Here is a 21,298-nt window from a genome sequence, read left to right on the forward strand (position 1 = left end):
TTCCGTTCCGGATCAGAATTTGCCACCCAGCGGGTATTCGATCGCCAGGCGGATCTGATTGGCGTCCAGCTCTGCTTGCGCCGCATTCCCGCGATGAACCGCATGGCGCAGGCTGAACGCGAGGTTTTTCGCGACGCCCGACTGCACCACGTATTTGGCCTGCAGATCACGTTCCCAATGCTTGCCGCCCTGCCCGTAACCCAACCACTTGTAGCCGCCGTTCGGGTCCATGTGCGTACCATCGATGCCGCTGCCGCGCACGTACAGGGCGCCGAAGGTCAGGCCGGGAATGCCGTAACCGGCCATATTCAGGTCGTAGCGCGCTTGCCAGGAAGCCTCCCGGGGCGCGTTGAAATCGGACAGCGCCACGGCGTTGCTCAGGTAGATCGCGCCACGGGTCACGTAATCGAAAGGCGTGTCGCCATCGACCTTTTGATAGCCCAGGCCGAAGCTGTGGGCCCCGAGTTTGTAGGTCGACAGCAAACTCCAGGTGGTGTTGTCGATGCGGCCGGACAAGGCTTTTCCAGTGTCCTGGGTTCGATACAGATTGAGATCAAAGATCAGGTCCTGGCCTTCCGCCAACGGCTGGGTGTAGACCGCTCCCAGGTAGTGCTGTCGCCAGGTGTCGGCGTAGTCCGCGCTGAACAGGCTGGCGTTGAGCCCTTTGACCGCCGTGTTGCGCACCCCTACCAAATCGAAGCTGTCGCCCTGTTTTCCGTTGGAGTAATTGACCACAAAGCCTTGGTCATGACTGGTGGCGTTGCGGTCGGTGCTCTCGTTGAAATGTCCGCCATACAGGGTGGTGGCGGGCAGCTCTCGACTGGTCAGCAGCCAGCCGGTGGCGGTCTCCGGCAGCAAGCGGCTGTCGGAGGAACCGAACACCGGGGTTTTCACCCGCTGCTCGCCGTAACGCAATTCAGTCGAGGAAAACCGCAGTTTGGCCACGGCACCGCCACGGCTGAACTCATCCTTGGGGTGCCCGTCATTGTCCACGCCCAACACCCGCGCCTTGCCGGCCCGCCCGCCGCCGCTGTCCAGTTCCCAGCCGGAATAGACGTGAGCGTCCATGCCCAGCCCCACGGTGCCGGCGGTGTAGCCGGAGGTGAAATCGGCCATCAGGCCGTAGGCCCACTCCTCGGCCAGGTCGCTGCGTTCGGCCCGGGGCTTGAAGGCATTGCGCGCGCCATTGCTCAGTGAGCCGTGTTCATAGTCGCGACGGTCATAGAGGCTGCGGTTGAGCAGGCTCCATTGGCTGTCTTCGATAAAGCCTTTTGCGGTGTCTTGCTCTGAAGCCAGGGCGAGCAGGGACTGCCCGCCCAATGCCAATAGCAGGGTATGCGTCGATAGGGTTTTCACAGTGCAACTCCACAGAATTCGGGGTCTGCAAGGTGTCCCGCCGAACGGGGGACACCGTAGGTCACCTCAGAGGTATTTGAGGATCGCGATATCGCGACGGCGCTGTTTGAGGTTGGCGAACCAGCGCGTCGGGAAGAACAGCAACACCCCGAGGATCACACTCCACAGCCACACCGTGGGCAGGTTATCGAAGCCATAGTAGGCACCCTGATTGGCGCCCCAGATTGCGACTGCCACCAGGTACATGGCCTTGAGTACGTACAAGTGCAGCAAATAGAAGAACATCGGCGCCCCGCCGTAAATCGCCAGGGTCGCCGTGGACCAGCGATCCTGCAGCTTCTCGAACAGCGCCAGCAAGATCAGCGAAAGGCCAATCGTCGGCATCAGGAACATCAGCGAGGGCGGGTACTTCTTGGCGCTCATGAAACTCATGAAGGTGCGCAGCGAGTCACCGGTCTGCACCCAGGGTTTCTCGCCATAGACGTTCAAGTAGCGAATGAACACGAACGCCACCAGCAGGCCTGCACCCAGTTTGAGCAGGCGGGAAATCCGCTCGGCCGGGTCCATGTCCTTGCCGAACCACGGCCCGATCCCCCACCCCAGCAGGATCACGCCAATCCAGGGCAATACCGGGTACGTGGTGCGGGCTCGGGTGAACTCGGTGATGTCGATGAACACTCGCTGATGCAGGATCGACCACGGCACGAAGAACGGCGACTCCGGCCCCACGGTCACGCCATCGAGCAGGTTGTGCCCGGCGACAATGGCCACCCCGAGCACAATCAGCCAACTGCGTTTGAAGTGCAGCAAACCGGCGAGCACGATCATGCAGATGCCGATGCACCAGATCACCTGCAGCCACAGGGTCTTGGGCGGGAACTCGGCGTTCCAGGCAAAGCACACGAAGGTGACTTCGAGAAACACCAGGAACAACCCGCGCTTGAGCAGGAACACCGAGGTTTCTTTCGCCGTATGTTTCTGGCTGTACAGCCAGGCGGACAAACCGGTGAGGAAGATGAACGCCGGGGCGCAGATCTCGCTGAGCATGCGGGTGAAGTACAGGTCCGGTGTGACGCTCAACGCATCGATCGGATCGGTGACCTGACGGTGCAGCAGAAAGGTTTCCCGCACGTGGTCGATCAGCATCAACAGCATGACGAAACCGCGCAGGGCGTCGATCGCCAGCATGCGGGTGTTGGCCTTGACGGCACTGGTTGCAAGCGCAGGGGAAGCGGTTGTCGCCTGCCCTGCCAATCCTGAAGATTGGGTCATATCAGTCACTCATGTAGTGGTCGAGGGATCAGGCTTGTTTCTTCAGCCTGGCGACTTCCGATGCCGGCAGCTGCGATGGCGCGCGCGGCAACGGCGTCTGGCCCTGTGATCGATAGAACGACAGTGTCGAACTGAAGCTCTTTATATCGAACGGCTCGGCCTTGCCTTGAGGACTGATGCGCTCGCCGGGCGTGCGGTCCTTGTACTCGACGGCCACCACGTAGGTGCCCTGCCACGGCAGCTCGAAGCTGACTTTGCCCGCAGCATCGGTGCGCTGGGTGAATACTTCACCGGAGCCGGTTTCCAGCACCACGTCCTGATCGGCCAACGGTTTGGACGCATAGAACACTTGGAACTGCGCCTTGCCTGCATCGGCGACGCCGGTGGGCACGATGTCCAGGGTCAGTTCCGGGGTGCGTGCGCGCAAGTCACCGACCCAACGGGTCGCCGGCGTCCAGTGGGTCTTCAGCGCCTTGTCGGCCTCATGAATATCGAAGATCGGATAGTGCGGGTCCTGGGCCAGCAGCGAGTCATCGGCACGGGTTTTATGGGCCACCGCAAAGGCCTGGCGCTGCAAGGTCAGTGTTAACGGCTGGGACTTGTTGCTGATCGACCAGCCCTTGAGTTGCTGGAACCGGTCCATCCCGCCCGGTGTGACTTCCAGCATGTTCTTGTCATATTCCCCGTAGTACAACGCCAGGGGTTGCCCGGGTGGTTGTTCATACCAGATTTGATGCGCCTCGCTGCTGCTCGCCAGCAGGAGAACGCCGTAACCCAATAGTGCTTTTGCGTTGCTCATTCGCATTTTTTACGCTCCGATTGGTGTTATTCAGCGATTTGCTGCAGTCGCCTCATCCTTTCGAATCAGCGACTTCAAAAACCGCACCCCTCTCTCTGTACGCATTACAGCGCAGAGACTTTTGCGCTTTGCTCTGAAATCAGCGCATACGGGGCAATCGGCAACTGTTTTTGTGGCTTGAAACAGCCGTTTATGCGGCTTGCGCCAGGATGAAGCGCCTTGGGCGGTTCCAGAGGCCCCATGTCCAAACACAGTGCGTTGCGGCACTGCAAAACAACTGTGGGAGCGAGCTTGCTCGCGATGGTGGCGAGTCAGTCGGTAAAGATTTCGACTGATCAACCGCTATCGCGAGCAAGCTCGCTCCCACAGGGGATTCGTATTGGGTCTAAGAATGGAGTCTGTCAGTGGCGCAGCAATTTACGCAGCGGCACGCCGTCCTTGAGCACCGGGGATTTGATGACGATGTAGCTGAAGTACTTGGAGATGCCGATGTTCTTGTCGAGCAGGCTTTCGACCACTTCCTGATAATGCTGGATGCTGCGGGTCATGAAGCGCACCAGGTAATCGTAGCCACCGCTGATCAAATGGCACTCGAGCACTTCGTCCACCAGACGGATATTGGACTCGAACTTGGCGAAGTCTTCGCGCTTGTGGTCGCTCAAGGTGATTTCGGTAAACACCGTCACCGAATCGGTGATCTTGGCCAGGTTCAGGTGCGCCTTGTAGCTGGAAATATACCCGGCCGACTCAAGCCGTTTGACCCGTTGCAGGCAGGGACTGGCCGACAACCCCACCGCATCGGCCAGGCTGACGTTGGTCATGCGCCCGTCCTTTTGCAGCTCCACCAGGATGCTGATGTCGATTCGGTCCAGTTTGACTAACCCTTCCATTGCGTACCTCTTGACTGCCGTTTGTAAGACAATCTTCTAGCAAAATCAGCGCCGTAAAGACAGCTGATGCTGAGCCACCAGATCCGCCATGCTGTTAATACAGTAATCCGCCGCGCACGGCGTGGGCTGTTTTGAGCGGCCGCGACAGATCAGGCACACGTCTTTGGCCGCCTGTCGGCCGGCCGAAGGGCGGGTCACGTGCAGGATGCTGCCGGGGTCAAGTTCGTTGTCCTTCAACCACTCTGGATCGAGTAAAGGGTCGCTCGCCAGTGAGATGAAATCGTCGGGCATGATCCCCAGCCGCTCGCAGAGCAGCCCTCGATCCTCGGCATCCCGGTCGCCGTGCACCAGCAAGCGGTAGAACTTGCGCAAGTACAACATCGCCCCGGGTGCGTCCTCGAACAGCGACCAACCGGCCACCGAACGGGCAAAGCTCATGCCCTCCTCCCAGCTGGCTTTCAGGCCCCAGCGCTCGGCCAACTGGCGATGGGCGAAACACAGCACGCCACTAAAGCCCAGTTCAGCGAAACGCGGATACAGCGCACGCACCACCTCGCTGTATTCGGCCAGCACCTGTTCCTTGTCCGGATGACCGCCTCGGCTGTCCAGCAGCGGTTGCAGTGCCGTCCAGACACCCGAGTCCCGATCGACCAGGACCTCATCGCAATCGATGAGCAGTGCTCGATATTCAGTCAGCCCCATGGTGCGCAAAGCCTCCGATGATGCATTCCATCAATCCATGCTCCATAAACGCTCACGGGCGATGCCTTGTGGCACCGCCCCGAGCGGCCAAGAGCTCAGTTCAAGACGCGTGCCAATGCCGCTTCAAGAATCTGCAGCGCTTCATCGACCTGTTCTTCGGTGGTCACCAGCGGTGCGAGGAAGCGCAGCACGTTGCGGTACACCCCGCATTTGATCACCAGCAAACCGCCGGCCCGGGCTTCATCGATCAGTCGCTGATTCAGGTCAGCGTCCGGCGTGCGGGCCTCATCATCCTTGATCAGTTCGATCGCCAGCATGAACCCGGTGCCGCGCACGTCACCGATTTGCCCGTGACGAGCCTGCAAACGCAGCAGCCCTTGGCGCAAACGCTCGCCCAGTGCTTCACCGCGGGCCAGCAGCTGTTCTTCCTCGAACGCCTCGATCACCGCCAGCGCGGCGGCACAGGACAAGGCGTTGCCACCGTAAGTGCCGCCCAGGCCACCGGGCAGCGGCGCGTCCATGATCTCGGCCTTGCCGACCACCCCGGACAACGGCAAGCCACCGGCCAGGCTTTTGGCGACGGTCACCAGGTCCGGCTGAATGCCGGCGTGCTGGAAACCGAACCACTTGCCGGTACGGCCGAAACCGGTCTGGATTTCATCGAGAATCAGCACGATGCCGTGCTTTTCCGTCAGCGCGCGCAGGGCCTGGAGAAACTCCGCCGGCGCTGACAGGAAACCGCCGTCACCCTGCACCGGTTCGATGATGATCGCGGCGACACGCTCAGGAGCAACCTGGGTGGCCAGCAACTCGTCGAGGGCCTTGAGCGCCATCTCGCTGGTGACACCGCGATAGGCATTCGGATACGGAGTGTGGAAGACCTCCGGCGCGAACGGCCCGAAGTTCTGCTTGTACGGCTGGCTCATGCCGGTCAGCGTGGTGCCGAGCAAGGTACGGCCGTGGAAGCCACCGCGGAAGGCGATCACTGCCGAGCGATTGGTGTGAGCGCGGGCGATCTTCACCGCATTTTCTACGGCCTCGGCGCCGGAGGTAAAGAACGCTGCTTTATACGCTTCTTTGCCCCCGATCATTTCGCACAGGCGCTGGGCCAGGTCTAGATAAGGCTTATAGGCCACCACCTGGAAACAGGCGTGAGAGACCTTTTGCAATTGCGCCTGCACCGCAGCGACCACCTTCGGGTGGTTGTGACCGATGTTCAGCACACCGATGCCGCCGACAAAATCCAGGTAGCGCTTGCCGTCCACGTCCCACAACTCGGCACCTTGGGCGTGATCGATCACCAACGGGTGAGCGGTAACCAGGCCACGCGGCACGAATTGATCGCGCTGACGGAGCAAATGAGGGGTTTCGTCGACTTTGCTATTCATGGCATTTCCCATCGTGAGTCCGGCAACCGGGAGGTGGTTGCGATGGTGTTCAGGTTAAGCCTTGCGCGAAACGATCTACGCCGAACTTGGCCCCTGAGAAATTCGGATCGACTGTTTTCACCCTGCCAAACGGCAGATTCCTTTCACCCGCCGAATCTGCCGGGGCGTCGCCGATCGAACATCGCGAAACCCGTTTAACCCGGCCCTTTCGACAGATCCTGCGCCGACGTTGCGCGATGATGTTCAGCACCTTCATCCATCAGGACATGCCCATGGCCCTGCTTTATAAAGCTGACCCTGTGCGCGGTGAACAGTGGAAAGCACTGTTCGCCGAACACGCCCCGGATATCGAATGGCGCGCCTGGCCGGACATCGGTGATCCGTCTGAGATTGAATACTTGGCCGCATGGCAGGCACCGGATGATCTGGAAACGCTGCTGCCGAATCTGAAAGTGCTGTTCGCGTTGTCCGCCGGGGTCGATCAACTGGACCTCAGTCGCTTGCCCGCGAGTTTGCCGGTGGTGCGCCTGCTGGACCCCGGTATCACCCGCGGCATGTGCGAATACGCCAGTTTTGCGGTGCTGAGCCTGCACCGGGACATGCTGCGTTATCGCCAGCAGCAAATGGCCCGGTGCTGGCAGGCGCACTTGCTGCAACCGGCGGCCACGCGGCGGATCGGCGTGATGGGCCTTGGCACCCAGGCTCAGCAGATTCTGGCGACGTTGCAGCCGTTGGGCTTTGCCTTGTCGGGTTGGGCGCGCAGTGCGCATCAGGTCGCTGGTGTGGAGTGCTATGCCGGGCGCGAGCAACTGCCGGCGTTTCTTAGCCAGTGCGACATTCTTCTGTGCGTGCTGCCGTTGACTGAGCAGACTCAGGGCATTCTTGATCATGAGTTGTTCCGACAATTGCCCCATGGCGCGGCGTTGATCAACATGGGGCGTGGCGGGCATCTGGTGGAGAGTGATCTGCTTGAGGCGCTGGACAATGGGCAGCTCAGTGGCGCGGTGCTCGATGTGCTGCAGGAAGAACCGGCGCCGGCGGATCATCCGTTTTGGGGGCATCCGCAGATTCTGCTGACACCGCATATTGCGGCGATGACGCAGCCTGAGAGTGCGTTTGGGGTGTTGTTGGAGAATATCCGGCGGCATCAAAGAGGCGAGCCGATGGTGGGCCGGATCGACCGCACCCAAGGTTACTGAACTCAACACATAACAACTGTGGGAGCGAGCTTGCTCGCGATGAGGCACTGACATTCAACATTGATGTTGACTGACACTCCGCTATCGCGAGCAAGCTCGCTTCCACATTGGTTGGGCGGTGGTTTAGAGAATGTCGGCAATTGCCTTGCCAACCTCCTGAGTCGACCCCTTCCCACCCAAATCAGGTGTAATCGGCCCCTCCGCAATTACCCGCTCAATCGCCTGCAATATCCCGTCATGCGCCGCGCGATAGCGCTCGTCCCCATTCCCCAGGAAGTCCAGCATCAACGCCCCGGACCAGATCATCGCAATCGGGTTGGCGATGTTCTGCCCATAGATGTCCGGCGCCGAGCCATGCACCGGCTCGAACAGCGACGGAAACCGCCGCTCCGGATCAAGATTGGCCGACGGCGCAATACCAATGGTCCCTGCACACGCCGGCCCCAGGTCGGACAGAATGTCGCCAAACAGATTCGACGCCACCACCACATCAAACCGGTCCGGTTGCAGCACGAAACGCGCGCACAGAATATCAATGTGCTGCTTGTCCCAGGTGATGTCCGGGTACTGCGCCGCCATCAATGCGGTGCGCTCGTCCCAGTACGGCATGCTGATGGAAATCCCGTTGGACTTGGTCGCCGCCGTCAGGCGCATGCGCGGCCGGGTCTGGGCCAGCTCGAAGGCGAACTTGAGAATCCGGTCCACGCCGCGTCGGGTAAACACCGATTCTTGCAGCACGAACTCATGCTCGGTGCCTTCGAACATCTTGCCGCCCACCGACGAATACTCGCCCTCGGTGTTCTCGCGGATCACCACGAAATCGATGTCCCCCGGCTTGCGTCCGGCCAAGGGGCACGGCACGCCGGGGAACAGGCGCACCGGGCGGATGTTCACGTACTGATCGAAGTCCCGACGGAACTTGAGCAGCGAGCCCCACAGGGAAATGTGGTCTGGCACCTTGTCTGGCCAACCCACGGCACCGAAGTAAATCGCGTCGAAACCCTTGAGCTGCTCGAACCAGTCGTCGGGCATCATCTGCCCGTGTTCCAGGTAGTAATCGCAATGCGCCCAGTCGAGTACTTCGATGCTCAGATCCAGCTGCCATTTCTTCGCGGCCTGCTCCAGTACTCGCAGCCCTTCCGGCAGGACTTCCCTGCCGATGCCATCGCCGGCAATCGCAGCGATTTTGAATGTCTTGCTCATCAATCTGCCTCCCCGTGTCTGTGAATTACAGCCCACCGATGTGGAAGGCTTTGACTTCAAGGTATTCATCCAGGCCGTACTTGCTGCCTTCGCGGCCCAGGCCCGATTGTTTGATACCGCCGAACGGCGCGACTTCCATGGAGATGATCCCGGTGTTGAGACCGACCATGCCAAATTCCAGCGCCTCGCCGAAACGCCATGAACGACGCAAGTCTTGAGTGAAATAGTAGGCACCCAAACCGTAAGGCGTGGCATTGGCCAGCGCGAGGGCTTCGGCTTCGTCGGTGAAACGCATCAGCGGCGCCACCGGGCCGAAGGTTTCTTCGTTGGCCAGCAGCATCCCCGCGTGGGCCTCGCCGAGGACCGTGGGCTGGACAAACTGACTGTCGCCCTCGGGAATGCCGCCGCAGAGCAAACGCGCGCCCTGGCTCAAGGCATCGTCGATGTGCCGGGCGACTTTGCTCACCGCCGCCGGGTTGATCAGCGGGCCGATGGTGACGTCGGCGTCCAGGCCGTTGCCGACCTTGAGCTTGCCCACCTCCTCCACCAGGCGCTGGGCGAAGCGTTCGTAGATGCCGTCCTGCACCAGAATGCGATTGGCGCAGACGCAGGTTTGCCCGGCGTTACGAAACTTGCTGAGCATGATGCCGGCCACCGCCTGCTCCAGATCGGCGTCGTCGAACACAATGAACGGCGCGTTGCCGCCCAGTTCCAGGCTCAAGCGTTTGATGTGTTCGGCGCTCTGACGCATCAGCAAGCGGCCAACGGCGGTCGAACCGGTGAAGGAAATCTTGCGCACGCTCGGGTTGCCGGTCAGCTCTTCGCCGATCCCGGCGGGCATGCCGGTCAACACGTTGAACACCCCGGCCGGGATGCCCACGCGCTCGGCCAGTACCGCCAACGCCAACGCAGACAACGGCGTCAGGTCCGAGGGTTTGACGATGATCGGGCACCCGGCTGCCAAGGCCGGCGCGCATTTGCGCGTGATCATGGCGTTGGGGAAATTCCACGGGGTGATCGCGGCGCACACACCCACGGGTTGCTTGAGGGTCAGCAGTCGGCGGTCACCGCTGGGGGCCGGCATGGTTTCGCCGTAGACCCGTCGGGCCTCCTCGGCGAACCATTTGACGAAACCGGCGCCGTAGCGAATTTCGCCTTTGGCTTCGTTCAACGGTTTGCCCTGTTCGCAGGTCATGATCAGCGCCAGGTCGTCGAGGTTGTCGATCATGGCCTGATACCAGCGCTCCAGAAGCGCCGCACGTTCCGCCGCCGGGCGAGCGCGCCAGGCCGGCCAGGCTTTTTCGGCGGCTTCGATGGCGCGACGGGTTTCCGCGCCTTGCATCGCCGGTACGCGGCCAATCAATTGGCCGTTGGCCGGGTCGATGACGTCCAGGGTCGCGGCGTTGTCAGCGCCGATCCACTGACCGTCGACATAGGCGAGTTCTGCCAGAAGGCTGGGGTCTTTCAAACGATTCTTGAGCATGGTCGAGTCCTGATCCGAGACACGCTCCAGTCTAGGGAGGTGCTACGGATGAGGATGCTGAAAGTGCCGATTGGGCGGTGTTGGATGCTGAAAATCGGGGTGGGACGGCAGGCTCTACTGAACCGACTTAGGGTCTTTCAGGGTAAACACCGAACCCTGTGGGCGCGAGCTTGCTCGCGATGAGGGACTGACATTCAACATTGATGTTGGCTGACACTCCGCTATCGCGAGCAAGCTCGCTCCCACATTTGATCTGTGCTTGCCATGGACTCTGATTACAGTTTCAGGGAACCGAGCAGGCCTTCCAGAAACCGCTCCGCGGCCTCCATCTGGCTGATCTCGATGAACTCGTCCGGCTTGTGCGCCTGTTCAATCGAGCCCGGTCCGCAGACCACCACCGGCACATCGAGGCGTTGCTTGAACAGCCCGCCTTCGGTGCCGAACGATACTTTGGCGGTGCCGGTATCCGGCGCGGCGAAGTTCTTCAGGAAGCGCACCGCTTCGACGCTCGGGTGCGTATCGAGGCCGGGATAGACGTTGACGGTTTCAATGTCGATCGCGGCGACACTGGACAGTTTTTTGGCCTCACGCACAATCACTTCGGCACGCTCACGCATCTGTTCCAGGAACTGATCCAGATCGTCCGCCGGCAAGTTGCGCACTTCGAAGTCCAGGGTGCACAGGTTCGGCACAATGTTCAGTGCCTTGCCGCCAACAATCTGCCCGACATGCACGGTGCTGTAGGGCACGTCGTAGTCCGCATCCTGGGCGCCCTGCTCTTGCAACTGCTGCTGGCTTTGACGCAGCGCGGCAATGAAATCGCAGGCCACGTGAATCGCATTGACCGAGCGCGGTGCCAGCGAAGAATGAGCCTCCAGGCCCCGACAATACGTGCGGTAAGAACCCTTGCCCTTGTGCCCCAATACAAACTGCATGTTGGTCGGTTCACCGATCAGGCACAAAAACGGTCGCACCGGCGCCAGGTGTAACACGTCCAGCAAACGTCGCACGCCGACGCAACCGGTCTCTTCGTCATGGGACAGCGCCAGTTGCAGCGGCCGGCTCAAGGGGCTGTCCGCCGCGTCGAGCATGGCGTCGATGGCCAATGCAATGAAGCCCTTCATGTCGCAACTGCCACGGCCGTAAATCCGCCCATCCTGCACCGTCGCCTGAAACGCCGGGAAGGTCCAGGCCTGCCCCGCCGCCGGAACCACGTCGGTATGCCCGGACAGCAGAATCCCCGGCAACTCGCGAGGGCCGGTGCTGGCGAACAGGTTGGCCTTTTTGCCGGTCTCATCCTTGACGATCAGCGACTCGATGCCTTTGCTCAGCAGCAAGTCACGCACGTACTCGATCAGGGCCATGTTCGACTCCGACGACACGGTGTCGAAGGCCATCAGGCGTTTGAGAATATCCAGTACACGGGGTTTCATGAGGCCTTGCTCCGTTGCTCGGCTGAGAGGGCGAACCGGTTGATGGAGAACGGCTCAATCGACGTACTGGTGCTGCCGGTGCTGATCAGTTCGGCCATCACGTCGCCGACGCCAGGACCGAGCTGGAAGCCGTGGCCGCAGAAGCCGAAGGCGTAGAACAAGCCATCGACTGTGCCGCTGGGGCCCATCACCGGCAGGGAATCAGGTAAGTAGCCTTCGATGCCGCTCCAGACCCGAATGATGTTCAGGTTGCCGACACCCGGCAGCAGGCGGCGCATCTGCTCCATCTGATTGAGGATGCTGCGTGGCTCGACATAGGCCCGGCGATTGAGCATGTCCGGTTTGCTGCGGTAGCCGCCGCCGATGACGATGTTGCCGCGCGGGATCTGGCGGAAATAGATCACTTCCTCGGGAATTTTGGTGTACACCCCGATCACCGTCGGCAAGGCGTAAGGCACCGGTTCAGTCACGGCCATTTGCGGGCCATGGGTGTCCAGCGGCACCGGTTCGCCGAACTGCGCCGACAGCTTCTGGCCCCAGGCGCCCGCCGTGATCAACAGCTGAGCGGCGCTGAATTGGCGGCCATCGGTGGTGGTGACGTTGAACTCGCCACCGACCTTCTGCACTTCGGCGACTTCCGTCTGTTCTTCGATCCGCGCGCCAAGTCGCCGTGCGGCACGGGCAAACGCCGGGGCTGCCAAACGTGGGTTGGCGTGGCCGTCGTGGGGCGCGTAGGAGCCGCCCTTCACGTCTGGCCCGAGGAACGGGAACCGCGCGTGCAGCTCGGCGCCGCGATAGATTTTCAGATCCAGTTGCGCCGCTTCGGGTGCTGCCGCGTAGGCTTCCAGCTCAGGGATTTCGTCTTCGCGGTAGCACACACGCATGTGCCCGCTGGCGATGAATTCGAGGTCGTCGTCGATCAGCTCCGGCAAGCGCTTCCACAGCGCCCACGAACGGTTGGCCAACGCCAGTTGCCCAAGGAATCGGCCCTGGCGGCGCACGTTGCCGAAGTTCACGCCGCTGGCGTACTGACCAATCTGGTCGCGCTCCAACAGGATCACCGACTGACCGCGCTGACGCAGAAAAAACGCCGCCGCCGAGCCCATCAGGCCGCCGCCGACAATCACGACATCGGCTTTGTGAACCGTCATGGCGACACCTCCTCGGTGAGCATCGAAAGGGGTTTGACCGGCGCCTGACCGCGTTGCCGACCGACCTGTTGCACGCTGACACCGGCGGCGGCAGCAATCACCTCGGCCCCGGCCTGGGAGCAATAACGGCCTTGGCAACGGCCCATTCCGACGCGGCTGAACGCCTTGGCCCGATTGACTTCGCAGGCACCCTTTTCGCTGACGGTGCGGCGCAATTCGCCGGCGCTGATCATCTCGCAGCGACAGACGATGGCGGCATCCGGCAAGGCTTTGGCTTGCGCCGACGGCCAGGGAAACGCCTGGGCCAGTCCCAGGCGAAACTGATCCATCACCGCCAGCGCGTGGCGTTGTTCATCGCGCAACCCGGCATTCAGCGGTTGGTGCAGGTCCTCCAGTAGTGCCATGGCGACCAGCCTTCCGGCGTGCTCAGCGGCATCCGCGCCGCGTATCTTCGAGCCGTCCCCGGCCGCGTACACACCACTGACCGAGGTCCGGCCGTCCTCATCAACCGCCAGCAACCATTGGCTGGACGCCTCATCGAACCGCAGGCGACAACCGGCCAGGTCCGCCAATTGCGTTTCCGGACGCAGGTGATAACCCAGGGCCACGGCATCGCAATTGACCGTCAGGGTTTCCCCGCGCGCCGTGCTGACCCGCACGCCACTGACGCCGCTCGCCTCGTCACCCAGCACTTGCAGGGGTTTGATTCCCAGATGCACCGGGATTTTCGCCTGATACAGCTGCGCCAACAGTTTCATCCCGGTGAACAGCAATCCGGGACGCGCCAGGAGTTTGGGCATGGCAAGGATGCGTTTGCTCAGCGGCGAGGTATCGAGCACTGCCGCCACGTTGGCGCCGGCTTTGACATATTGGCTGGCGACCAGATACAGCAACGGCCCGCTGCCCATGAACACCACACTGTGACCGATGGAAACCGCCTGGGATTTGAGCGCGATCTGTGCCCCGCCAAGGCTGTAGGTGCCCGCCAGTTGCCAGCCTTCGATCGGCATCAAGCGATCGGTGGCGCCGGTGCAGAGGATCAACGCGTCGTAATCCACCGTCGTATGCTTGCCCTGTTTCACGCAGCACAATTGCCCCGGTGTGAGGTTCCACACCAGCGTGTCCGGACGGTAGTCGATCGATCCGCGCAAGCGATCGAAGCTTTGGTGCAGGTCCCGGGCCTTGGTGGCTTCGGTGCCGTACAGGGTGGCGTAATCGCGGTTAAAGCCTTCCGGCTGGCGACGGTAGATCTGCCCGCCATCCCGGCGATTTTCATCGATCAGGATCGGCTTGAAACCCGCAGCCACCAGAGTTTCGGCACAACGAATACCGGCCGGCCCGGCACCAACAATGACTATCCGTGCAGTGGCCATGTCGCCTCCGGTTGTGTGGTGACGATGTCCAGTCCTTCACGGACTTCGTTGGAACAGGCACGCAGGCGTTCGCCGCTGCGGGTCCAGACCCAGCAATCCTGGCAGGCGCCCATCAAACAAAAACCGGCGCGGCGGCCCGAATCGAATTCCGACTGGCGCAACGCCGAGCCCTGGGTCAGCAACGCGACCATCAGGGTGTCGCCCTGCAGCGCCTCGATGGGTGCGCCGTCCACCTTCAGATTGACGGTCGGTCGACCCTGCTCGGCCAGCCTCACAAAACGCCCCTTCATGCATAGGCTCCCTGGGTCATGATGTTCAAATCCTGCTGGGTTTTCAGCAGCTCGGCCGTGTCATGGTGGCAAAGGATTTCGCTGCCACCGGCGATGACTCGGCGGTTCGGAGCGGTGCGATTGCACAGGCCGTCGACCCGCACCGGGCACCGATTGAGAAAGGTGCACAGCTCCGGCACGTTGGCCCTGGCGCCGATTGGCGGCAGTTCGCCGCAGGTGGTGCCACAGTTCTCCAGCCAGCCCTGGCGCAGTTCCGGCACCGAATGGATCAACAGATCGGTGTAAGGATGAAACGGTGCCTGGGCGAACGACTGCCGAGAGCCGGCCTGGATCTTGTGGCCGCTGTACATCACCACAATGTCATCGCACAGCGCGCGGACGGTGGAAATGTCGTGACTGATGAACAGGTACGAAACCCCCAGTTCCTGGCGCAGGTCGCGCAGCAGTTCGAGAATCGCCGCGCCGACCACGGTATCCAGCGCCGAGGTCACCTCATCGCACAGAATCAGATCCGGTTTGGCCGCCAATGCCCGGGCCAGGTTGACCCGCTGCTTTTGCCCGCCGGACAGTTCATTCGGACGCCGTTCGGCCATCGTGCGCGGCAAACGAACGAGATCCAGCAACTCGCCGATGCGCTCGCGCAATGCGGCCCCTTTGAGACCGAAATACATCTTCAGCGGCCGACTCAGAATGGTGCTGACGCTGTGCATCGGGTTGAGCGCGGTGTCGGCGTTCTGGAAGACCATTTGAATGCGGCGGAACTGTTCGGCGGTGCGCTCGGACAGACTGCCGCCCAGCGGTTGACCATCGAAGGTCAGCCCGCCCAGCGCCGGGGTCAACAACCCCGCCACCACCCGAGCCAAGGTCGATTTACCCGAGCCCGACTCACCGATCACGCCGATGGCCTGGCCCCGGCGCACGGTCAGGTCGATGTCTTCCAGCACCCGAATCGACGGCATGCCGTGCATGTTCTTGTTGCCGTAACCGGCGGTCAGGCCCTGGATCGTCAGCAATGGCGTGTCTTGCGCCACATCGCAGGGCGGACGAATCGTCGTGTCCGGCCGCGCCGCCGCCAGCAGGCTGCGGGTGTATTCGTGGGCAGGGCCTTTGAGTAAGGGCGCGGTGGCGCTTTGTTCGAAAATCTCACCGCCGTTGAGCACCACAATCTGATCGGCCATTTGCGCGACCACCGCGAGGTCGTGGGACACGTAAACCGCCGTCGCCCCCCGTTCGCGCACCACCCTTTTGAAGGCGCGCAGCACATCGATCTGGGTCGTCACGTCGAGTGCCGTGGTCGGCTCGTCGAGCACCACCAGCAGCGGATCGCTGATCAGCGCCATGGCCGCCATGACCCGCTGCAGTTGCCCGCCGGAGACCTGATGAGGGTAGCGCTGGCCGATGCGATCGGGGTCCGGCAACGCGAGGTCGCGGAACAATTCGATGGCCTTGGCTTCGAGCACAGCCCGGCTGCCCAGGCCATGAATCAGTGCGCCTTCCACCACTTGATCGATGAGTTTTTTCGCCGGGTTGAACGCCGCCGCCGCACTCTGGGCGATATAGGACACGCGGTTGCCACGCAGGCCTTGCAGCTCGCTTTCGCTCAACGCCAGCATGTCGTGCTCGCCGATTTGCACCACGCCAGACGCCAGGCGACAACCACGCCGGGCATAACCGAGCAGCGCCAGAGCGATGGTGGTCTTGCCGGAACCGGACTCGCCGATCAACGCCAGCACTTCGCCTTTGGCCAGGGAGAAACTCACGCCCTTGACGATTTCGACTTCGCCACGCTCGCCACAGGCGACCACGCGCAGGTTTTCGACTCGAATCAATTCACTCATTTCAATGGCCTCCCGAACGTCGACTACGTCGCGAAGACAGGCGGTCGATAAACAGATTCACACCGATGGTCAGGGTGCCGATGGCCAGCGCAGGAATCACGATGGCCGGCGCACCCTGATTGAGGCCGCCAATGTTTTCGCGCACCAATGAGCCGAGGTCGGCATCCGGCGGTTGCACGCCCAGACCGAGGAAGCTCATGCCGCTGAGCAGCAACACGATGAAACCGAAACGCAGCCCCAGGTCCGTCAGTACCGGGTTGAGCATGTTCGGCAGGATCTCCACGCAAGCGATGTACAGCCGACGTTCGCCGCGAGTACGGGCCACTTGCACGTATTCCAGGGCTTCGATGTTCACCGCCATGCTGCGGGCGATGCGGAATGCGCCGGGCGTGAAGCTCAGCACAGCGGTGCAGATCAGCAAGGTCACCGAGGAGCCGAAGGCTGAGACCATGATCAGCGCCAGCATCTTGCTCGGGATCGAGATGAAGGCGTCCATCAAGCGACTGATCACCTCGTCCAGCCACTTCGGCGACACCACCGACAGCAGCGCGCAACTGGTGCCCAGACCGCTGGCCAACACCGCCGCCACCAACGCCAGGCCGACAGTGAAGCGTGCGCCGACGAGGATGCGGCTGAGCATGTCGCGGCCCAGGTAATCAGTACCAAACGGGTAAACGGCGCTGATGCTGTCAAAGACATTGTCAGAGACCACTTCACCCACCGGGTGTGGCGCGAGCCACGGGCCGAAGATGGCCACCAGCAACCAGATAACGCACATCGCAGCCCCGATCAAACCCAGCCAGACCGGGCCATGAGACACCTTACCAACCGACAGGTCGGGGGTCGCAGGCGTCGATTTCACAATGAGATTGTTCATTGGTTTCTCAGCCTCGGATTGGACAGAATCGCGCACAGGTCGGCAATCAGCACCAACCCCAGGTACGCCGTGCAAAACAGCATGGTGCAGGCCTGGACCAGCGCCATGTCGCGGTTGGTCACCGCATCGACCATCAGGCTGGCGATGCCGGGGTAGTTGAAGATCGTCTCGACGATCACCACCCCGCCCAACAGGTAGGAAAGACTCAGGGCGATGGCATTGGCGATCGGCCCGATGGCATTGGGCAAGGCATGGCGCAGCACGATGCGCATCGGGCTCACGCCTTTGAGCCGGGCCATTTCCACGTATGGACTGTCCAGTTGATCGATCACCGCTGCCCGGGTCATGCGGGCCATTTGCGCGACGATCACGCAGCACAGCGTCATCACCGGCAAGGCGTAAGTGCGCATGAATTGCCAAGGTGAGGTGATGTCACTGGCGTACGACAGCGCCGACAACCAGCCCAGGTTCACCGCAAAAATCAGCACCGCCAGGGTCGCCACCAGAAACTCCGGGACGGCGACCATGGCCAGGGTAAAAAAGCTCAGGAAGCTGTCGATGCGCCCACCGCGGCCCATCGCCGAGCCGATGCCCAGAATCAACGCCACCGGCACTGACACCAGCGCCGTGGCGGCCGCCAACATCAAGGTGTTGGGTACCCGCCCGGCCATCAACTCGCTGACCGGCATGGCGTTGGAGACCGACTGGCCCATGTCGCCGCTCAGCAGGTTCATCAGCCAGTGCAGGTAACGCAACACACCGGGCTGATCCAGCCCCAGTTTCAGGCGCAACGCCGCCACCTGTTCCGGCGTGGCGAACTGCCCGAGCGATTGTTGCGCCGCGTCCCCCGGCAGTACCGCCGTGATCGCAAACACGACCATGGACACGATCAACAAAGTCACGATCGCGGCGCCCAGGCGCCGGCCGATCAACCACAGTGTGTTGCTATTCATCGCCCTACCCTCATGCAATGTCCCCGTCGCTTCAACCACTGCTCATCAAGCGTCCAGCCAGACCTGCTCGGCGAACATGTAGCCCATGAAACCGCCCAATGGGTTGCTGCCGTAGCCTTTGATGCGCTGGTCGACACCGTCGATGTTGCTGATGAACACCGGCACGCCGATACCGCTGTGGTCATGCACCAGGGTCTGCATGTCGGCGTACATCTTGGTGCGCTTGGCGTCGTCGGTTTCACCTCGGGCGAGCATCAGCAACTGATCGAACTGATCGTTCTGCCAGCCCGATTCGTTCCACGGCGCTTTCGACTGGAAGAACTGCGAGAACATCACGTCGGCGTTCGGCCGCGGGTTGATGTTGCCGAAGCTCAACGGGTGCTTCATCCAGTGGTTGGACCAGTAGCCATCGCTCGGCAGGCGATTGACGTCGAGCTTGAGCCCGGCCTGTTTCGCCGACTGTTGCAACAGCACCGCGATGTCCACCGAACCGGTGGCGGCCGGCGATGCGACCAGCGGCATGGTGATGCTTTCCATGCCGGCCTTCTTCAGCAGGAACTTGGCTTTTTCCGGGTCGTAGACCCGTTGCGGCAGGTCGGCGTTGTAGTAGCGCGAACCCGGGGAAATCGGATGATCGTTACCGACCACGGCAAAGCCCCGGAACACTGCGGATTTAACCTGCTCACGGTCCAGCAGGTGCTTCATGGCCTGAGTGAATTCGGCGCTTTTGCCCGGCATCTGGTCCTGGCGGATGATCAGGTCGGTGTAGTTGCCCGAGGGTGCATCGACGACCCGGTGTTTGGCGCTGGCCTTGATGCGTGTGGTCGAGCGCGGGTTGACCTCGTTGATCATGTGTACGTCGCCCGACAACAGCGCGTTGACCCGCGACGGTTCGTCGGCAATGGCGATGAACTCGATTTCGTCCAGGTACGGCAGGCCCGGTTTCCAGTAGCCGGTATTGCGCGCGGCAATCGAGCGTACGCCCGGTTTGAATTCCTTGACCTTGAACGGTCCGGTACCGATGCCCTGGTTGAAATCGGTGGTGCCTTCCGGAACGATCATCAAGTGCGACACGGCGAGGATCGACGGCAGCTCGGCGTTCGGCGCGCTCAGACGGATTTGCACTTCGTTGGGGCCGGTGGCTTTGATTTCTTCGAACTGCGCCATCAGCGGCATGACCTTGGAACCGGTCAGCGGATCCTTGTGGCGCGACAGCGAATACACCACGTCCGCGGCGCTCAGGGTCTTGCCGTTGTGGAAGGTCACGTCCTTGCGCAGGGTGATGGTCCACAGCGTGGCATCGGTGTTGTCGATGCGCTCGGCCAGCTCCAGTTGCGGCACCAAGTGGGCGTCAAAACGGGTCAAGCCGTTGTAGAACATGAAGTGGCGCACGTAGTCGGTCGACAACGCGCCTTTGGCCGGGTCCAGGGTATCGGCAGTGGAACTGGACATGCCGGCGACGCGAATCCGCCCGCCCGGCTTGCCTTTGCCGGGGGTGGCGGCTTCTTCGGCGAACAGCTTGCCGGCGGCGCCGAACAGGCTGCCGGCACCCGCCGCAGCCACACCGGCCACGCCGAGCATTTGCAAGGCGTTGCGGCGCGACATGCCGCGGTTGAGGCCTTCAAAGACTCGCAGGCTTTCTTGGCCGGAGATCAGTTGAGAGTCGATCTTTTTGTCAGTCATATCAGTTGTACCTGTCGATAATGAGAAGGCTCGGGTTGTCCGGAGCGTTGAAACGCAAACGACGGTGACGCCACAACATCAACTCAATGCAAATAATCCTGGAAGCGGTAATAGGCGCCCACAAATGGCAGGAACCACGGTTTGCCGAAATGGCCTGGAATCGCCGGCCATTCGAGTTCACGCCAAGGGTTGGCTTCGACGTTGCCGGCCATGACATCGGCCATGACCTGGCCCATGTGCACCGACATCTGCACGCCATGGCCGCTGTAGCCCATGGAGTGATAAACCCCGCCGTGTTGACCCGCCCGGGGTAGCCGATCGGACGTCATGTCCACCAGCCCGCCCCAGCAGTAGTCGATCTTCACGTTGGCCAACTGCGGGAACATCTGCACCATCGCCGCTTGCAGCACCTTGCCGCTTTTGGCGTCATTGACGCTGTCCGACATGGCGAACCGCGCACGGCCGCCAAACAGCAGGCGATTGTCCGGGGTGAGGCGAAAGTAGTTACCGATCATGCGGCTGGTGACATAGGCGCGGCGGCCCGGCAACAACTGCTCGATCAGCGATTGTGGAAGGACTTCGGTGGCAATCACAAAACTGCCCACCGGCACGATCCGCCGCCGATACCAACCCAAACCACCGTGCTGACAGGCGCCCGTGGCCAGCAGCACCTGACCGGCGTGCAGCGATCCTTTGCTGGTGTTGACCTGATAACCGCCGGCCTGGGCTTTCCAGTCCACAACCGAGGTGCCTTGATGGATCAACGCACCATGGCGAGCTGCCGCTTCGGCCAAACCGACACCGAAGCGCCCGACATGCATCTGCACGCCGTTGCGCTGCAGCAAGCCACCGTGGAACTGGGCCGAATTGACTTCCGCGCGGGTCTGCTCGGCGGAGAGCAATTCGACGTCGGCATCGACTTCCTTGCGAATCAGTTCGCACGTCCGTGCCAGGCCCTCGTAGTGCATCGGCTTGGCCGCCAGTTTGAGCTTGCCGTTGCGAATCAGGTCGCAGGCGATCTGCTCCTGCTCCACCAACGACACCACACTCTGCACCGCGTTTTCGTAGGCCTGGTAATAAGCCCGGGCCTTGTCGGCACCGAGGCTGGCGCTGAGCCCGGCGTAGTCCTGGGCAACGCCGGTGTTGCACTGGCCGCCATTGCGCCCCGACGCTTCACCGATCACTCTGCCGGCCTCCAGCACCACCACACTGGCGCCCTTCAAGGCCAACGCCCGGGCCGCCGCCAGGCCGGTGAAACCACCACCGACGATGGCCACGTCGACCTGCCCGGGCAATGCGCCGAGCTGAGCACCGCTGAACGCCGGTGCGGTGTCGAGCCAGTAGGATTCACTGCCCATGTCTAACCCGCCTATGCCAAAAAAAGAATGCGTTGAAGAGCGCCGTTACC

18 protein-coding genes are annotated in these 21,298 nt (G+C 61.9%); 1 reads left to right on the forward strand and 17 read right to left on the reverse strand.

Features of this window, described 5'->3' with window-relative positions; all coding sequences use genetic code 11:
- Positions 1–12: 12 nt before the first annotated feature.
- From ACA079_RS17885 to gabT, 6 genes are all read right to left on the reverse strand, one after another.
- Complete coding sequence (locus ACA079_RS17885) at positions 13–1,356, reverse strand: OprD family porin (RefSeq protein ID WP_497700297.1); 1,344 nt, start codon at positions 1,354–1,356, stop codon at positions 13–15.
- A 66-nt stretch (positions 1,357–1,422) separates the two neighbouring features.
- Positions 1,423–2,628, reverse strand: coding sequence for an acetyltransferase domain-containing protein (locus ACA079_RS17890; RefSeq protein ID WP_497700298.1), 1,206 nt, complete (start codon positions 2,626–2,628; stop codon positions 1,423–1,425).
- 28 nt (positions 2,629–2,656) lie between these two features.
- Positions 2,657–3,427, reverse strand: a complete 771-nt coding sequence (locus tag ACA079_RS17895) for a DUF4198 domain-containing protein (RefSeq protein ID WP_497700299.1) — start codon at positions 3,425–3,427, stop codon at positions 2,657–2,659.
- 401 nt (positions 3,428–3,828) lie between these two features.
- Positions 3,829–4,317, reverse strand: a complete 489-nt coding sequence (locus ACA079_RS17900; RefSeq protein ID WP_003174918.1) for an Lrp/AsnC family transcriptional regulator — start codon at positions 4,315–4,317, stop codon at positions 3,829–3,831.
- 45 nt (positions 4,318–4,362) lie between these two features.
- Positions 4,363–5,019, reverse strand: coding sequence for an HAD family hydrolase (locus ACA079_RS17905; RefSeq protein WP_497700300.1), 657 nt, complete (start codon positions 5,017–5,019; stop codon positions 4,363–4,365).
- A gap of 95 nt (positions 5,020–5,114) precedes the next feature.
- Positions 5,115–6,407, reverse strand: coding sequence for a 4-aminobutyrate--2-oxoglutarate transaminase (gene gabT, locus ACA079_RS17910; RefSeq protein WP_497700301.1), 1,293 nt, complete (start codon positions 6,405–6,407; stop codon positions 5,115–5,117).
- Positions 6,408–6,679: 272 nt separating this feature from the next.
- On the opposite strand from gabT, the gene ACA079_RS17915 reads away from it, so the two are divergent.
- Positions 6,680–7,606 (forward strand): 2-hydroxyacid dehydrogenase, encoded by a 927-nt coding sequence (locus tag ACA079_RS17915; RefSeq protein ID WP_497700302.1) that lies wholly within the window; start codon positions 6,680–6,682, stop codon positions 7,604–7,606.
- 123 nt (positions 7,607–7,729) lie between these two features.
- On the opposite strand, the gene ACA079_RS17920 is transcribed toward ACA079_RS17915, so the two are convergent.
- The 11 genes from ACA079_RS17920 to ACA079_RS17970 form a co-directional block, all read right to left on the reverse strand.
- Positions 7,730–8,809: a tartrate dehydrogenase gene (locus ACA079_RS17920; protein WP_497700303.1), complete on the reverse strand. Its 1,080-nt coding sequence runs from the start codon at positions 8,807–8,809 to the stop codon at positions 7,730–7,732.
- A gap of 25 nt (positions 8,810–8,834) precedes the next feature.
- Positions 8,835–10,292 carry an NAD-dependent succinate-semialdehyde dehydrogenase gene (locus ACA079_RS17925; RefSeq protein WP_497700304.1) on the reverse strand — a complete coding sequence of 486 codons (1,458 nt, stop codon included), beginning with the start codon at positions 10,290–10,292 and terminating at the stop codon, positions 8,835–8,837.
- A gap of 275 nt (positions 10,293–10,567) precedes the next feature.
- Entirely contained in the window at positions 10,568–11,725 is a 1,158-nt protein-coding gene (gene argE / locus ACA079_RS17930) for an acetylornithine deacetylase (protein ID WP_497700305.1), read from the reverse strand.
- Entirely contained in the window at positions 11,722–12,876 is a 1,155-nt protein-coding gene (locus ACA079_RS17935) for an NAD(P)/FAD-dependent oxidoreductase (protein WP_134420326.1), read from the reverse strand. Before ACA079_RS17935 ends, argE begins: the two co-directional genes overlap by 4 nt.
- Positions 12,873–14,249, reverse strand: a complete 1,377-nt coding sequence (locus ACA079_RS17940) for an FAD/NAD(P)-dependent oxidoreductase (RefSeq protein ID WP_497700306.1) — start codon at positions 14,247–14,249, stop codon at positions 12,873–12,875. The genes ACA079_RS17935 and ACA079_RS17940 overlap by 4 nt, the downstream gene beginning before the upstream one ends.
- Positions 14,231–14,539 carry a (2Fe-2S)-binding protein gene (locus ACA079_RS17945; protein ID WP_415769402.1) on the reverse strand — a complete coding sequence of 103 codons (309 nt, stop codon included), beginning with the start codon at positions 14,537–14,539 and terminating at the stop codon, positions 14,231–14,233. The genes ACA079_RS17940 and ACA079_RS17945 overlap by 19 nt, the downstream gene beginning before the upstream one ends.
- Positions 14,536–16,377, reverse strand: a complete 1,842-nt coding sequence (locus tag ACA079_RS17950; RefSeq protein ID WP_497700307.1) for an ABC transporter ATP-binding protein — start codon at positions 16,375–16,377, stop codon at positions 14,536–14,538. Before ACA079_RS17950 ends, ACA079_RS17945 begins: the two co-directional genes overlap by 4 nt.
- A gap of 1 nt (position 16,378) precedes the next feature.
- Positions 16,379–17,254: an ABC transporter permease gene (locus tag ACA079_RS17955; protein ID WP_497265877.1), complete on the reverse strand. Its 876-nt coding sequence runs from the start codon at positions 17,252–17,254 to the stop codon at positions 16,379–16,381.
- A complete protein-coding gene (locus ACA079_RS17960) occupies positions 17,251–18,207 on the reverse strand; it encodes an ABC transporter permease (RefSeq protein ID WP_033062145.1) in 957 nt (318 codons plus the stop codon). The genes ACA079_RS17955 and ACA079_RS17960 overlap by 4 nt, the downstream gene beginning before the upstream one ends.
- 45 nt (positions 18,208–18,252) lie before the next feature.
- Positions 18,253–19,890, reverse strand: a complete 1,638-nt coding sequence (locus ACA079_RS17965) for an ABC transporter substrate-binding protein (protein WP_497700308.1) — start codon at positions 19,888–19,890, stop codon at positions 18,253–18,255.
- An 83-nt stretch (positions 19,891–19,973) separates the two neighbouring features.
- Positions 19,974–21,248, reverse strand: a complete 1,275-nt coding sequence (locus tag ACA079_RS17970) for an NAD(P)/FAD-dependent oxidoreductase (protein WP_497700309.1) — start codon at positions 21,246–21,248, stop codon at positions 19,974–19,976.
- Positions 21,249–21,298: the final 50 nt, after the last annotated feature.

The organism is Pseudomonas sp. LBUM1645, from assembly GCF_059716185.1.

Coding starts and splice junctions, on each gene's coding strand:
- ACA079_RS17940 (WP_497700306.1), bottom strand. CDS start 14,249: ATGGCCACTGCACGGATAGTCATTGTTGGTGCCGGGCCGGCCGGTATT.
- ACA079_RS17950 (WP_497700307.1), bottom strand. CDS start 16,377: ATGAGTGAATTGATTCGAGTCGAAAACCTGCGCGTGGTCGCCTGTGGC.
- ACA079_RS17925 (WP_497700304.1), bottom strand. CDS start 10,292: ATGCTCAAGAATCGTTTGAAAGACCCCAGCCTTCTGGCAGAACTCGCC.
- ACA079_RS17960 (WP_033062145.1), bottom strand. CDS start 18,207: ATGAATAGCAACACACTGTGGTTGATCGGCCGGCGCCTGGGCGCCGCG.
- ACA079_RS17965 (WP_497700308.1), bottom strand. CDS start 19,890: ATGACTGACAAAAAGATCGACTCTCAACTGATCTCCGGCCAAGAAAGC.
- ACA079_RS17970 (WP_497700309.1), bottom strand. CDS start 21,248: ATGGGCAGTGAATCCTACTGGCTCGACACCGCACCGGCGTTCAGCGGT.
- ACA079_RS17945 (WP_415769402.1), bottom strand. CDS start 14,539: ATGAAGGGGCGTTTTGTGAGGCTGGCCGAGCAGGGTCGACCGACCGTC.
- argE (WP_497700305.1), bottom strand. CDS start 11,725: ATGAAACCCCGTGTACTGGATATTCTCAAACGCCTGATGGCCTTCGAC.
- ACA079_RS17935 (WP_134420326.1), bottom strand. CDS start 12,876: ATGACGGTTCACAAAGCCGATGTCGTGATTGTCGGCGGCGGCCTGATG.
- ACA079_RS17890 (WP_497700298.1), bottom strand. CDS start 2,628: ATGACCCAATCTTCAGGATTGGCAGGGCAGGCGACAACCGCTTCCCCT.
- gabT (WP_497700301.1), bottom strand. CDS start 6,407: ATGAATAGCAAAGTCGACGAAACCCCTCATTTGCTCCGTCAGCGCGAT.
- ACA079_RS17895 (WP_497700299.1), bottom strand. CDS start 3,427: ATGAGCAACGCAAAAGCACTATTGGGTTACGGCGTTCTCCTGCTGGCG.
- ACA079_RS17915 (WP_497700302.1), top strand. CDS start 6,680: ATGGCCCTGCTTTATAAAGCTGACCCTGTGCGCGGTGAACAGTGGAAA.
- ACA079_RS17900 (WP_003174918.1), bottom strand. CDS start 4,317: ATGGAAGGGTTAGTCAAACTGGACCGAATCGACATCAGCATCCTGGTG.
- ACA079_RS17905 (WP_497700300.1), bottom strand. CDS start 5,019: ATGGGGCTGACTGAATATCGAGCACTGCTCATCGATTGCGATGAGGTC.
- ACA079_RS17920 (WP_497700303.1), bottom strand. CDS start 8,809: ATGAGCAAGACATTCAAAATCGCTGCGATTGCCGGCGATGGCATCGGC.
- ACA079_RS17955 (WP_497265877.1), bottom strand. CDS start 17,254: ATGAACAATCTCATTGTGAAATCGACGCCTGCGACCCCCGACCTGTCG.